The organism is Microbacterium sp. CFBP 13617, assembly GCF_014839445.1.
In the GTDB taxonomy this organism is placed as follows: Bacteria; Actinomycetota; Actinomycetes; order Actinomycetales; family Microbacteriaceae; genus Microbacterium.
Genome location: NZ_JACYNW010000002.1, coordinates 95,160 through 108,458 on the forward strand (window position 1 = coordinate 95,160; position 13,299 = coordinate 108,458).

A 13,299-nucleotide genomic window follows, 5' to 3' on the forward strand; every position below is an offset into this window, starting at 1 on the left:
GGCCGCACGACACGCTCCGGCCCGACGTCCGCTCGGATGGGGCGCGGTGAGAGCCCGGCGAAGGCGGGATCTGTCCACAGTCCGGTGCGACACCGCGCGGAGGTGACCTATCGTTGATGTTCGCGCTCGCGAGGGATGGAGGTTCGATGCTGGAAGAAGAAGCCCGCCCTCCGCACCCCCCTCACGCAGACTCCTCTCCGGCGGGCGCCGGCGCGATCCGCATCGCGAGCCCCGGCCCTGTCGCGAGCACGGCGCGCATCGCCAGCCCGGGCGCGATCGCCAGTCCCGGACGCTTCCCGCTCGACGATCCCCCCGCGCCGCCTCGCGAGGCGGCGGCGACGCCGCTCGCCCCCGCCGACGCCCCGCGCACCACCGAGCCCCACCCGGCATCCGCCCCCGCCGGCCCGGCATCCGCCCCCGCCGATCCGGCCCACGCCCCCACCCCCGTCGACCCCGCCCAGGCCACCGCTCCCGTCGTCGACCACCCCGTGCCCGGCGACGTCCCCCTCTCCGTCGACGAGGCCCCCGACGGCACCGAGCCGCACTTCGGCTCCTTCGCGGCCGAGCACCTCTCGCCGGCGTTCCCGCAGCGCGCGCCGTGGGGAACCGCCCAGCGCCTCCGCGCGTGGCAGGCCGAGGCGCTCGACCTCTACTTCGGCCTCGACGGACCCGACGGCGAGGGCAAGGGGCCCCGCGACTTCCTCGCCGCCGCCACCCCCGGCGCCGGAAAGACCACGTTCGCCCTGCGCCTGGCCAGTGAGCTCATGCGCCGCCGCGTCATCGACCGCATCGTCGTGGTGGCCCCCACCGAGCACCTCAAGACCCAGTGGGCCGAGGCGGCCGCGCGGGTCGGCATCCGTCTCGATCCGTTCTTCTCGAACCGTCACGCCACGCCCTCGCGGCAGTACCACGGCGTCGCCGTGACCTACGCGCAGGTGGCGGTCAAGGCCGAGGTGCATCACCGCCTGACGATGGACGCCCGCACCCTCGTCGTGCTCGACGAGGTGCACCACGGTGGCGACGCCCTCAGCTGGGGCGACGCGCTGCGCGAGGCCTACAGTCGCGCCACCCGTCGTCTGCTGCTGTCGGGGACGCCGTTCCGCAGCGACACCGCGCCCATCCCGTTCGTGGAGTACCACCCGAACGCCAAGGGCATCCGCCTCTCGCGCACCGACTACGCCTACGGCTACCGACGTGCGCTCGACGACGGGGTCGTCCGCCCCGTCTTCTTCCTCGTATACGCCGGTCAGATGCGCTGGCGCACCAAGGCCGGCGAAGAGATGGAAGCCCAGCTCGGGCAGGACAACACCAAAGACATCACCTCGCAGGCCTGGCGCACCGCTCTCGATCCGAACGGCGACTGGATCCCCGCGGTCCTCCGCTCCGCCGACCGCCGCCTCACCGAGGTGCGCGAGACGGTCCCGGATGCCGGAGGCCTGGTCATCGCGACCGATCAGACCGCGGCGCGCGCCTACGCCGCCATCCTCGAGGACATCAGCGGCGAGAAGGTCACCGTCGTGCTGTCCGACGAGGCCGAGGCCTCGGGTCGCATCGAGACGTTCTCGAAGGGCACGAGCCGGTGGATGGTCGCCGTGCGCATGGTGTCGGAGGGCGTCGACGTGCCGCGTCTCGCGGTCGGCGTGTACGCCACGAGCGCCTCGACCCCGCTGTTCTTCGCCCAGGCCATCGGCCGTTTCGTGCGCGCCCGCCGGCGGGGCGAGACCGCGAGCGTCTTCCTGCCGAACGTTCCGCAGTTGCTCGCCCTCGCCGGTGAGATGGAGGCGCAGCGCGACCACGCCCTCGACCGCGACAGCGACGCGGAAGACCAGTGGAACGCCGAAGAAGACATGATGGACGCCGCCGAGCGCGAGGACAAAGCGTCCGACGCGCTCGAGCAGGAGTTCGAATACCAGGCACTCGGCTCCCTCGCCCACTTCGACCGGGTGCTGTTCGACGGGCAGGAGTTCGGTCAGCTCGCGGTTCCCGGGACCGTCGAAGAAGAGGAGTTCCTCGGCATCCCGGGTCTGCTGGAGCCCGAGCAGGTGCACGAGGTGCTGATGTCGCGCGCGACCCGGCAGTCGCGCCACCGCTCCACTCGCGAGGCGAGCGAGAAGGAGAACGGCGTCGAGCCGCCGTCGGTCGACGAGGGCGGCCTGCCCGCCCCGCTGCACCGCACGCTGAAAGAGCAGCGCCAGCTGCTGAACACCATGGTGGGTCTGTACGCCCGCCAGAGCGGCGAGGCCCACGGCCTCGTGCACGCCGAGCTCCGGCGCATCTGCGGCGGTCCCGCCGTCTCGCACGCGACCGTCGCGCAGCTGCAGGCGCGCATCGACGTGCTGCGCAGGCGCGTGCATTCCTGAACCCCGCTGGGTGACCTGGCCCCCGCGGACGTGGTCCATCTGCATGACAGGTGGGGCAGGAGTTCATGGTCGGTGCCACCTCGGGCTCTCACCGCGCGGTCGGTCATGCAGATGTGCCGTCACCTCGCGTTTCGCGACCCCGAAATGCTGGCACCGTCGCCGTGGCATCCGCGTGTTCCCGGGCTTCGGAGGCCCGAAATGCTGTCAGTGTCGGCCGACGCGCCCGGGGGAGCGATGGGCGCTCATTACGGTGGTGGGCGACCCGAAGGAGCCCGAGTGACGACCCTCGCCACCCCGACCGCCCGTGATCGCCGCCGCTGGGCGCGCTATCTCGTCGACGAACGCGCCGAGGCGCGCGTCTACCGCGAGCTCGCCTCGCGGCGCACCGGCGAGGAGCGCGACATCCTGCTCGCCCTCGCCGAGGCCGAGGGGCGCCACGAGCAGCACTGGCTCGACCTGCTGGGCGAGACTCCGCCGCGCCTGCCGCGGCCCGGGATCGGTACCCGGTCCCTCTCGTGGATGGCCCGCCGCTTCGGCTCGATCTTCGTGCTCGCCCTCGCCCAGAACGCCGAGGCCCGCTCGCCGTACTCCGACGAGCCGTACGCGACTCCCGCGATGGCCGCCGACGAGCGCGTGCACCACGAGGTCGTGCGCGGTCTCGCCGCCCGCGGCCGCCGTCGCCTGTCGGGAACCTTCCGCGCTGCCGTGTTCGGGGCCAACGACGGCCTCGTCTCGAACCTGGCCCTCGTGATGGGCGTGGGGGCCACCGGCGTCGCCCCGAGCTTCGTGCTGTTCAGCGGCATCGCGGGTCTGCTCGCCGGAGCGCTGTCGATGGGCGCGGGGGAGTTCGTCTCGGTGCGTTCGCAGCGCGAGCTGCTGGAAGCCACCGAAGAGAGCGACTTCGCCGACTCCGCGCTTCCCCACCTCGACCTGGATGCCAACGAGCTCGCCCTCGTGTACCGCACGCGCGGCATGGACCCCGAGGCCGCCCTCGACAAGGCCCGCGAGGCCGTGACCGCCGCGCGAGCGGGAACGGCGCCCGCCGCCGCGGCTCCGGGGGAGTCCGCGCACGACGTCGTCGGCAGCGCCTGGGGTGCCTCGATCTCGAGCTTCCTGTTCTTCGCCTCGGGCGCGATCATCCCGGTGCTGCCGTGGATCCTCGGCATGACGGGTCTCGGTGCCGTCCTCCTCGCCCTCGCCCTCGTCGGCATTGCGCTCATGGCGACCGGGGCAATGGTGGGGCTTCTGTCGGGGGCGTCGCCGCTGAAGCGGGGCCTGCGCCAGCTGGCGATCGGCTTCGGCGCCGCCGCCGTGACCTACGTGCTGGGTCTGGTGTTCGGCGTCTCCGCGGCGTGACTCCGAGGCCTCTGGAGACGCCGCGCGAGACACACCGATTCGCGCGAGACACGGCGCGACACCGCGCGTCTCGCGAGAGCGAGCGTCTCTCGGCTGCGATGCCCGGGCGGCTGGGGGCGGCGCCGCATGCCGAGGCGATGCCGCGTCAGCCGCGGCTCGCCGCCACGCGCGCGGCCTCGCGGATCGCCGTCACGTTGCGCCGGCCCGCCCGCGAGCCGGCGAGCTTGGCGGCGATGTGCTCGCGCACCGTCACGGGGTCGTAGAGCGCGGGCGCGTCGGGCGAGACGAAGTGCGGCAGGGGAGCGATCACCGCGTCGGCGTTGCCGTCGTGGAAGAACGCCGCCGATCGCCGGCGTTCGATCGTCCCGTCGATGACGGGCGGTTTCACCCGGTGCAGCGTCGACATCCACCGGTCGTTGGTGAGCCGTGCCGCCACGTCGCCCAGGTTGACCAGCAACGCGCCGTCGGCGGGCGAGACGTCGTTCCACGACCCGTCCGACCCCAGCACCTGCAGCCCCTTCACCTGATCGGCCCAGAGCACGGTCACGAGCCCGAAGTCGGTGTGCTCGCCCATGCCCGTGAGCTCGCCGTCGAGCTCGATCGTGCCGGGCGGCAGGGCGTAGTTGTTCATGCGGAGCACGTCGATCGAGTGGCCGGTGAGGTCGTCGAAGAAGTCCTCCGGCACCCGCAGCGCCGCGGCGAACACGCGCGTGAGCGTGTGGGCGACCCGGCGTGCCTCGTCGTAATAGGTGCGGACCGCGGGCTCGAAGACGGTCGTGTCGGTGGGCCACGTGTTCGCGGCATAGTCCTCGGGGGTCGCCGTCGACCCCGGATACTCGGCGGCCGACGTTCCCACGTTGAACGCCTCGAAGAAGTCGTTCATGCGCGTGACCGGGTCGACGCCGAGGCTGTAGCTCAGCGACTCGCTCTTCGGCGGGCTGTACCCCCGGTTCTCGCTCGCCGGTCGCACGTACGTCTTCTTCGTCTCGAGAGGCAGGGCGAAGAATTCGTCGAGTCCGTCGGCGAGGTCTGCGACCGCGACATCCGGGATGCCGTGCCCCACGATCTGCATGAACCCGACGGTGCGGCACGCGTGATCGACGGCGGCGACCACCGCCGCCCGGGCATCGGGCGAGCCGCGGCCCACCCAGGCGGAGATGTCGATCGTCGGCACGCGGAACGGGGGCATGCCTCGACGCTAAGCGGGCCGTGTCACGCCGGTGTTTCTGGGGCGTCACGTTCGCGCGGAACAGGCGCGGCGGGGGAGGGTTCCGAGGACACCGACGCCGGGCCGCGAGGGGAACAGAAAAGGCCCCGGGGATGAACCCGGGGCCTTCGTCGTTCTGTGCGCGAGGGGGGACTTGAACCCCCACGCCCGTTAAAGGGCACTAGCACCTCAAGCTAGCGCGTCTACCTATTCCGCCACCCGCGCATTGGGTGTTTCGTCGCTTTCGCAACGAGGAACGACATTACCATGCTCCCGACCCCGCCTCGAACCGGGGCGACGCCCCGGGCGCGTCTCACGATGACACGCGACGGGAGGGGTCGCGCTCCCCGGGTACCGTAGAGCGCATGTCCGAGCTCGAAACCGACGTGCCCGAGGTCGCCCGCATCGCGTCCGACCTGATCCGGTTCGACACCTCGAACTACGGCGGGGGTCGTGCCGAGGGGGAGCGCGAGGCCGCCGAGTACGTCGGTGCCTACCTCGAAGCGCTGGGTCTCGACGTCGAGTACTACGAGCCGGTCGAGCGCCGCACCAACGTCTGCGCGCGCATCCCGGGCCGCAACCGCGACAAGCCCGCCCTGATCCTGCACGGCCACCTCGACGTCGTGCCGGCCGTCGCCGCCGACTGGAGCGTCGACCCGTTCGCGGGCGAGATCCGCGACGGGGTGCTCTGGGGCCGCGGCGCCGTCGACATGAAGGACATGGATGCCATGATCCTCACCGCCGTCGCCGACGTGCTGCGCGCGGGGGACCAGCCCGAGCGCGACATCATCGTGACGTTCTTCGCCGACGAGGAGAACGGGGGCGTCGAGGGCTCGGCGCGCGTGGTGAAGGACCGCCCCGAGTGGTTCGCCGGCGCGACCGAGGCCATCAGCGAGGTCGGCGGCTACTCGATCGCCGTCGGCGACCGCCGGGCGTACCTGTTGCAGGTGGGCGAGAAGGGCCTCATCTGGATCAAGCTCGTCGCCCGCGGCCGCGCCGGCCACGGCAGCGGTCTGCATTCCGACAACGCCGTGACGGCCCTCGCCGAGGCCGTGGCGGCCCTCGGGCGCACGCAATGGCCCATCCGGCTCACCGACACCACCACGCAGCTGCTCGCGGGACTCGCCGAGATCACGGGTGACGACGCGGGCGATCCCGATGCTCTCGCCCTGCGCACCGGCGCCGCATCCAGCTTCATCCGCTCCACGCTTCGCACCACCACGAACCCCACGGGTCTCACCGCCGGGTACAAGCACAACGTGATCCCCGACCGCGCCGAGGCCCTCATCGACGTCCGCGTGCTGCCGGGCACCGAAGAGGCCGCCCTCGCCGACATCCGCCGCATCGTCGGCCCGCACGTCGACATCGAGATCGTGCACCAGGACATCGGCCTCGAGGTGCCGTTCTCGGGCGACCTCGTCGACGCCATGATCGAACAGCTCGGTCGTCACGACCCGGGCGTGCCGGTCGTTCCCTACCTGATGGGCGGAGGCACCGACAACAAGGCGCTGTCGACCCTCGGCATCGCCGGCTACGGATTCGCACCGCTGCGACTCCCCGCCGATCTCGACTTCACCGGGATGTTCCACGGTGTCGACGAGCGCGTCCCCGTCGACGCGCTCGAGTTCGGTCGACGAGTTCTCGCCGACCTCCTCCGGACGTACTGAAGGACCGCATGCATATTCTCGAGGTCATCATCCTCGGGCTCGTTCAGGGCCTGACCGAGTTCCTCCCCATCTCCTCCAGCGCGCACCTGCGCATCGTGGGCGAGTTCCTGCCGTCGCGCGTCGACCCGGGCGCGACCTTCACCGCGATCACGCAGATCGGCACCGAGCTCGCCGTCCTGATCTACTTCCGCAAGAAGATCGGTCGGGTGCTCTCACGCTGGTTCGGCTCGCTGACCGGCCGGGTTCCGCGCAGCGACCCCGACGCCCGCATGGGCTGGCTCGTGATCATCGGCACCATCCCGATCGCGGCGGCGGGCTTCCTGCTGCAGAGCCTCATCCGCGACAACTTCCGGAGCCTGTGGATCACCGCGATCGTGCTGATCGTGTTCGGCGTCCTGCTCGGTCTCGCCGACCACTACGGCAAGCGCCGCCGCGAGCTCGACGACCTGACCTATCCGCACGGCATCGCGTACGGCTTCGCGCAGGCGCTCGCGCTCGTCCCCGGCGTCTCGCGCTCGGGCGCGACCACGACGCTCGGTCGCGCCCTCGGCTACAAGCGCACCGCCGTGGCCGAGTACTCGTTCCTGCTCGCCGTGCCCGCCGTCTTCGCCAGTGGCTTCTACGAGCTGTACAAGAGCTTCGACGAGGGCACCGGTCCCTACAGCCTCGGTGAGACGGCCCTGGCCACGGTCATCGCGTTCGTCGTCGGCTACGTCGTCATCGCGTTCCTCATGCGCTACCTGCAGCGCGGCAGCTTCCTGCCGTTCGTGATCTACCGGGTCGCCCTCGGCGTCCTGGTCATGGTGCTGCTGGCGCTCGGCGTGCTGCCGGCGTACTCGGCGATCACCGGCTGACGGGCCGCGCCCCGACGGGCCGGAATGACGAAAGGCGCCGTCCCCTCGGGGGCGGCGCCTTCGTTCTGTGTTCAGCGACGCGGCGGGTCGTCTCGACCGGGCTTCGTGGGGCCGTCGCCGCCATGGCGGAGGTAGCGCTCGAACTCCTGCGCGATCGCGTCGCCCGATGCCTCGGGGGAGTCCCACGTGTCGCGGGTCTGCTCGAGCTGGCGGATGTAGTCGCTCATCTCATCGTCGTCGGCGGCGGCCGCGTCGATCGAGGCGACCCAGGCGCGCGCCTCGGTCTCGAGGTCGCCGCGGGGCACCGCGATGCCGCTGATGGTCTCGAGGCGTTCGAGCAGCGCCAGCGTGGCCTTGGGCGAGGGGGTGTGCCCGGCGACGTAGTGGGGGACGCTCGCCCAGAGGCTCGCGGTGGGGATGCCGACGGCCTCGGCGGCGTGGCCGATCGCGCTCAGGATGCCGACCGGCCCCTCGTACAGGCTCTTCTCGAGGCCGAGCGACTGGCGGACGTTGTCGTTGTCGCTGCCGGCGAACACCGAGATGGGCCGCGTGTGGGGCACGTCCGACATCATCGAGCCGAGGGCCACGAAGCCGGTGACGTCCTCGCGCAGGGCGACGTCGATGAACTCGGCCGCGAAGGCCTGCCACGCGCGGGCGGGCTCGACGCCGACGAGCAGCCAGATCTCGGCCTCGTCGGAGCGCTCGACGGGCCGCAGCAGCGTCGCCTCGGGCCAGGTGAGCGTGCGCCGCCCCTCGGCATCCAATCCGATCTGCGGTCGCGTGTACTGGTAGTCGAAGTACAGCTCCGGGTCGACCGTGTGCACGACCTCGTACTCGACGTCGGCGCGCAGCATGGCGGCCGCCGCCGACGCGGCTTCTCCGGCGTCGTTCCAGCCGTCGAATGCGGCGACGATGATCCGGCGACCCAGTGCGTCCACACAACCTCCTCTGCCCCGTCGGGGCTGGGTTCCAGGATAGGCGCACGCGCGCGGCGACGGCCGGACGTGCGGCGCGGGGCCGCGCGGGGCGCTGGATACGATGGAACGATGACTTCCCCCGCGCGTCCCGCGCCGTCCGCGGTCCTCTGGGACATGGACGGCACCCTCGTCGACACCGAGCCGTACTGGATGGCCGCCGAGACCCCGCTCGTGGAGCGCTTCGGCGGCACGTGGTCGCACGAGCAGGCGCTGGGCATGGTCGGCCTCGCGCTCGAGGACTCCGCCCGTCTTCTTCAGAACGCCGGCGTGCCGTGGGGCGTCGACGAGATCATCTCGTACCTCACCGACGAGGTGCTGCGGCAGCTCGCCGTCACGGGGGTGCCGTTCCGCCCGGGCGCGCGCGAGCTGCTCGCCGATCTTCGCGCCGAGGGCGTCCAGACGGCGCTCGTGACGATGTCGATGCGGCGCATGGCGCTCTCGGTCGTCGATCTGATCGACTTCCCCGCCTTCGACATCGTCGTCGCCGGCGACGACGTCGAGCGCCCCAAGCCCCACCCCGACCCGTACCTGCAGGCCGCCGCAGCGCTCGGCGTCGACATCGTCGACACCGTCGCCATCGAAGACTCCCCGAACGGCCTGCGCTCGGCCATCGCCAGCGGCGCCGTGTCGCTCGGCGTCCCTCTCATGGTGCCGCTCGAGGGCGTCGGAGCGCACGCGCTCTGGCCGAGCCTCGAGGGCCGCACCACCGCCCACCTGCGCGCGCTCCACGCCGCGCACGCCCCGACCCGCCAGGAGAACCGATGAGCGAGACCCCCCACCTGAGCGGTCCGTTCCGCATCGGCGATCGTGTGCAGTTGACCGGCCCGAAGGGCCGCATGCACACGATCACGCTGCGCGAGGCGGGCGAGCTGCACACCCACAACGGCGTGCTCAAGCACGAGCTGCTCGTCGGTCAGCCCGACGGCAGCGTGGTCACCAACAGCTCCGACCACGACTACCTGGCCGTGCGCCCGCTGCTGCGCGACTTCGTGATGTCGATGCCGCGTGGCGCGGCGATCGTCTACCCGAAGGACGCGGCGCAGATCCTCGCGCAGGCCGATATCTTCCCCGGCGCCACCGTCGTCGAGGCCGGCGTCGGCTCCGGCGCCCTGTCGCTGTGGCTGCTGCGCGCGATCGGGCCCGCGGGTCGGCTGCTGTCGTTCGAGCGTCGTGAGGAGTTCGCCGACGTCGCCCGCGCGAACGTGGCGACCTTCCACGGCGAGCTCCCCCCGACGTGGGACGTCATCGTCGGGGACCTCGTCGAGAGCCTTCCGGATGCCGTGGCCCCGGCATCCGTCGACCGCATCGTGCTCGACATGCTCGCGCCCTGGGAGTGCATCGACGCCGCCGCCGACGCCCTCACCCCCGGCGGTGTGGTGCTGTGCTACATCGCCACCGCGACGCAGCTGAGCCGTGTTGCCGAGTACATCCGTGCCACGGGTCTGTTCACCGAACCGGATGCCAGCGAGACGATGGTGCGCGGGTGGCACGTCGAGGGCCTCGCCGTGCGCCCCGACCACCGCATGATCGCGCACACGGGGTTCCTCATCACGGCCCGCCGTCTCGCGCCGGGCGCCGTCCCGCCCGAGGTCAAGCGCCGCGCGTCGAAGTCGAGCTACGGCGATGAAGACGTGGAGCTGTGGACCCCGGGAGCCGTCGGCGACCGCGAGATCACTGACAAGAATCTGCGCAAGCGCGTGCGCGAAGCGCAGAAGTCCGCCGAGGGTGTGCGGCAGTCCGTCGCGGGCGCGGCGGAGGAGTCGGGCCCGAGCGCCTAAACTGATCCGGTGCGCAGACTTCCCGCTCTCGTGGCCGTGACCGCTCTGGCCGGATTCGGCCTCGTCGGATGCTCGGCGACCGCCGCGTCCTCCTGCCCGACCCCCACCGACAGCTCGATCGCCTCGGTGGTCGAGGCGACCGGTGACTTCGGTACGACACCCACGGTGACCGTGCGATCGCCGTTCATCCCGTCGCAGGCGGGCACGCAGACGCTCATCGAGGGGAACGGCACGCGCATCACGACCGACGATCAGCTCTCGCTGATCGACGTCACGGTGCTCGACGCCGCCACCGGCGAGCAGGTGGGGGCGACGAAGTACAGCTCCGACCTCACCACCGCCACCCCGATCACGCGCCTCACGCAGGCGGTGCCCGCCGTCGCCCCGCTGCTGAAGTGCGTGACCGAGGGCTCGCGCGTCGCGGTCGCCCTCCCGGGCGATGAGGTCGGTGCGCAGGGCGCCCAGGGCTTCGGTCTGGGCGAGGGCGACGGCGCGATCTTCGTGTTCGACGTGCGCAAGGTGTTCCTGCCCGCCGCCGACGGCGCCGACCAGTACAACGCCGAGTCCGGCATGCCCTCGGTCGTGCGCGCGCCCGACGGGCAGCCCGGCATCGTGACCCCCGCGGGCGACGCCCCGACCGAGGTTCGTTCGCAGACCATCATGAAGGGCGACGGCGACGCGCTGACCGCCGACTCCTCGGTGGTCATCCACGTGCAGGGCGTGGCGTGGGGCGCCAAGACGACGTTCGCCTCCACCTGGAAGAACGGCGCGCCCGGCCAGGCCAAGGTGTCGGCTCTGCCGCCGGCTCTCGCCTCGGCCCTCGAGGGGCAGACCGTCGGTTCGCAGGTTCTCGTCGTCGTCCCCGCCGACCAGACCGAGCAGGACCAGCAGATCCTCCAGGCTCCGGCCGACACCGCCCTGGTGTACGTCGTGGACATCCTCGGCACCGTCGGCTGACCCGCCCCGACGCCTAGGATGGGCGGGTGCCCGCCACCCCGTCCAGAAGTGCTCCCGAGGAGCGCCTGGTGAACCTCGTCGTCGCCCTCATGGCGACCGAGCAGGGGCTGACCAAAGACACCATCCTCTCCTCGGTTGCGGGCTACCGCGAGCAGCTCGAGGCGGGCGCGTCGAAGGATGCGCTCGAGAAGATGTTCGAACGCGACAAAGAGAACCTCCGCGGGCTCGGTGTGCCGATCGAGACGATCGGCAACCGCTCCGACCCCGACGATCTGCGTGAGGCGCGCTATCGCGTGCCGACCGCCGAGTACGAGCTGCCCGACGACATCTCGTTCAGCCCGGCCGAGGTGGCGCTGTTGAACATCGCCGGAGGCGTGTGGGGGAGCGAGTCGCTCTCGGTCGACGCCCGCAGCGGTCTGCGCAAGATCCGCGCGCTCGGCATCGCCGTCGACGAGCCGATCATCGGGTACGCGCCCCGCATCCGGGTGCGCGACGCCTCGTTCGCGACCCTGCAGCGGGCGATCGAGCAGTCGCGGGTGGTGACGTTCACCTACCTGCGTCCGGGCGAGGCACGTCCGCACGAGCGGCGCATCCGGCCGTTCGCCCTCGTCGAGTACGAGGCGCGGTGGCACGTCTACGGGTTCGACCAGAACGTGCAGGCCGACCGCACGTTCCTCTTGGCCCGCATCGTCGGCGACGTCACCGTCGCGCGCGAGAAGTTCCCGGCCGACCTGCGAGACGGCGCCGGAGAGCGTGCGCTGGCGGGCCTGCGGGCCGTCGCCGCGCGTCAGCGGGCCCTGCTCGAGGTGCACCCGGGAACCGAAGCCGCCCTGCGGCTGGCGCGCCGCGCCGATGCGGCGCCGCAGGGCATCCTCGTGCCGTACGTCGACCTGCACGTGTTCGCCGACGAGCTCGCCTCGTACGGTCCCGAAGTGCGCGTCGTCGCCCCCGACGACCTGCGCGTCGAGGTCATCCGTCGCCTCGAGGCGACGCTGGCCCTGCACGGAGGTGCCGCGTGAGCACCGATCGGCCCATCGCCGCCCTCGACCGCGCGGCCCTGCTGCTGCAGCTGGTGCCCTACCTGCTCGGCAAGGGCGAAGTCTCGGTGGCCGAGGCCGCAGCCGACTTCGACGTCGCCCCCGGGCAGATGCGCGCGATGGTGGAACGCCTCACTGTCATCGGCCTTCCCGGCGAGCAGGGGTACTGGCAGTTGCCGCACGACCTCTTCGACATCGACTGGGACCTGCTCGACCGCGAAGACGTGATCGCGATCACCAACACCGTGGGATTGGAACGCTCGCCCCGGCTGACCGCACGCGAGGCCGCGGCTCTGCTGGCGGGTCTGCAACTCGCGCGGAGTCTGCCGGGCATCGGCGACAACGACCTCGTCTCGGGGCTGCTCTCCAAGCTCGCTCGCGGTGCCGCGGCGGCGCCGCCCGCCGTCATCGTCGCGCCCGGGCCCGTCGACGGGGTGCGCGATGTCGTCGACGAGGCGCTCCGCGCCCGCGTGGCGGTCACGTTCACGTACCGCGCGCCCGGCGCCGGTCCCACCACGCGCACCGTCGACCCCATCAAGGTGCACATCGCCAACGACCAGTGGTACCTGCAGGGCTGGTGCCACCTGCGCCAAGCCGTGCGCACGTTCCACCTCGACCGCGTGAGCGACCCCACCCTCACCGACATCCCGGCCGTGCACGGCGGCGATCCGGTTCCCGACCTGTTCGCCCCGGCCGACGACGAGGTGGTGGCCCGGTTCCGCTTTCCTCGCGCGGTGGCGCCGTTGCTGGCCGACTACCTCGAGCGCGCCGACATCGACGACTCCGACGGGGTCACCTCGGTGGCCTCGCTCCATCTCGCGGACGAGCAGAGCCTGAAGCGCCTCGCAGCCCGGCGCGGCGGCGAGGTCGAGCTGCTCGAACCGGCCGGCGCCCGCCACGCGGCGGCGGCGTGGGCGGCGGCGGGGTTGGCGCAGTATCGCGCGGAGCCCTGAGCGCCTGCCCGCACGGCCCTCTGCGATGACGACGAGCCGACGGCCGACCCGATCACCGCGCCTGAGCATCCGCACCCAGTAGTCGCGCCCGTGGGCCTGTCCGGTCCGCGGCGGAAACCGCGGGTTAGACTGATGTCCACGCCCGAACAAGAC

The 13,299-nt window shown here is 71.9% G+C and carries 11 protein-coding genes and 1 tRNA gene; 9 read left to right on the forward strand and 3 right to left on the reverse strand.

The window, feature by feature from the left end:
* Positions 1-146 precede the first annotated feature (146 nt).
* Together IFU40_RS04970 and IFU40_RS04975 are read left to right on the forward strand one after the other, a co-directional pair.
* Positions 147-2,360 carry a DEAD/DEAH box helicase gene (locus IFU40_RS04970; protein WP_249404101.1) on the forward strand — a complete coding sequence of 738 codons (2,214 nt, stop codon included), beginning with the start codon at positions 147-149 and terminating at the stop codon, positions 2,358-2,360.
* A 234-nt stretch (positions 2,361-2,594) separates the two neighbouring features.
* Complete coding sequence (locus tag IFU40_RS04975; protein WP_194716881.1) at positions 2,595-3,716, forward strand: VIT1/CCC1 transporter family protein; 1,122 nt, start codon at positions 2,595-2,597, stop codon at positions 3,714-3,716.
* Between the two features lie 145 nt (positions 3,717-3,861).
* Here the strand turns inward: IFU40_RS04975 and IFU40_RS04980 are convergent, their stop codons facing one another.
* A complete protein-coding gene (locus IFU40_RS04980) occupies positions 3,862-4,905 on the reverse strand; it encodes an isopenicillin N synthase family dioxygenase (protein WP_191925604.1) in 1,044 nt (347 codons plus the stop codon).
* Positions 4,906-5,062: 157 nt separating this feature from the next.
* Positions 5,063-5,148, reverse strand: a tRNA-Leu gene (locus IFU40_RS04985).
* Positions 5,149-5,288: 140 nt separating this feature from the next.
* On the opposite strand from IFU40_RS04985, the gene IFU40_RS04990 reads away from it, so the two are divergent.
* Both IFU40_RS04990 and IFU40_RS04995 read left to right on the forward strand, forming a co-directional pair.
* Positions 5,289-6,590, forward strand: coding sequence for a M20/M25/M40 family metallo-hydrolase (locus IFU40_RS04990; protein WP_191925605.1), 1,302 nt, complete (start codon positions 5,289-5,291; stop codon positions 6,588-6,590).
* Positions 6,591-6,598: 8 nt separating this feature from the next.
* Positions 6,599-7,444, forward strand: coding sequence for an undecaprenyl-diphosphate phosphatase (locus IFU40_RS04995; protein WP_191925606.1), 846 nt, complete (start codon positions 6,599-6,601; stop codon positions 7,442-7,444).
* Positions 7,445-7,515: 71 nt separating this feature from the next.
* On the opposite strand, the gene IFU40_RS05000 is transcribed toward IFU40_RS04995, so the two are convergent.
* The gene (locus IFU40_RS05000) at positions 7,516-8,382 is read right to left on the reverse strand and encodes a PAC2 family protein (protein WP_055837557.1); all 867 of its coding nucleotides are present in this window, start codon (positions 8,380-8,382) and stop codon (positions 7,516-7,518) included.
* Between the two features lie 108 nt (positions 8,383-8,490).
* On the opposite strand from IFU40_RS05000, the gene IFU40_RS05005 reads away from it, so the two are divergent.
* Genes IFU40_RS05005 through IFU40_RS05025 form a run of 5 tightly spaced genes read left to right on the forward strand, consistent with a single transcriptional unit; the run spans position 8,491 to position 13,146 of the window.
* Positions 8,491-9,186, forward strand: coding sequence for an HAD family hydrolase (locus IFU40_RS05005; RefSeq protein WP_191925607.1), 696 nt, complete (start codon positions 8,491-8,493; stop codon positions 9,184-9,186).
* On the forward strand, positions 9,183-10,199 hold the full coding sequence (locus IFU40_RS05010) for a tRNA (adenine-N1)-methyltransferase (protein ID WP_070408036.1): 1,017 nt from the start codon (positions 9,183-9,185) through the stop codon (positions 10,197-10,199). Before IFU40_RS05005 ends, IFU40_RS05010 begins: the two co-directional genes overlap by 4 nt.
* Before the next feature lie 9 nt (positions 10,200-10,208).
* Positions 10,209-11,156, forward strand: coding sequence for an FKBP-type peptidyl-prolyl cis-trans isomerase (locus IFU40_RS05015; RefSeq protein WP_191925608.1), 948 nt, complete (start codon positions 10,209-10,211; stop codon positions 11,154-11,156).
* A gap of 26 nt (positions 11,157-11,182) precedes the next feature.
* Positions 11,183-12,175, forward strand: a complete 993-nt coding sequence (locus IFU40_RS05020; protein ID WP_191925609.1) for a WYL domain-containing protein — start codon at positions 11,183-11,185, stop codon at positions 12,173-12,175.
* A complete protein-coding gene (locus IFU40_RS05025) occupies positions 12,172-13,146 on the forward strand; it encodes a WYL domain-containing protein (protein ID WP_191925610.1) in 975 nt (324 codons plus the stop codon). Before IFU40_RS05020 ends, IFU40_RS05025 begins: the two co-directional genes overlap by 4 nt.
* The last annotated feature ends 153 nt before the right edge of the window (positions 13,147-13,299 follow it).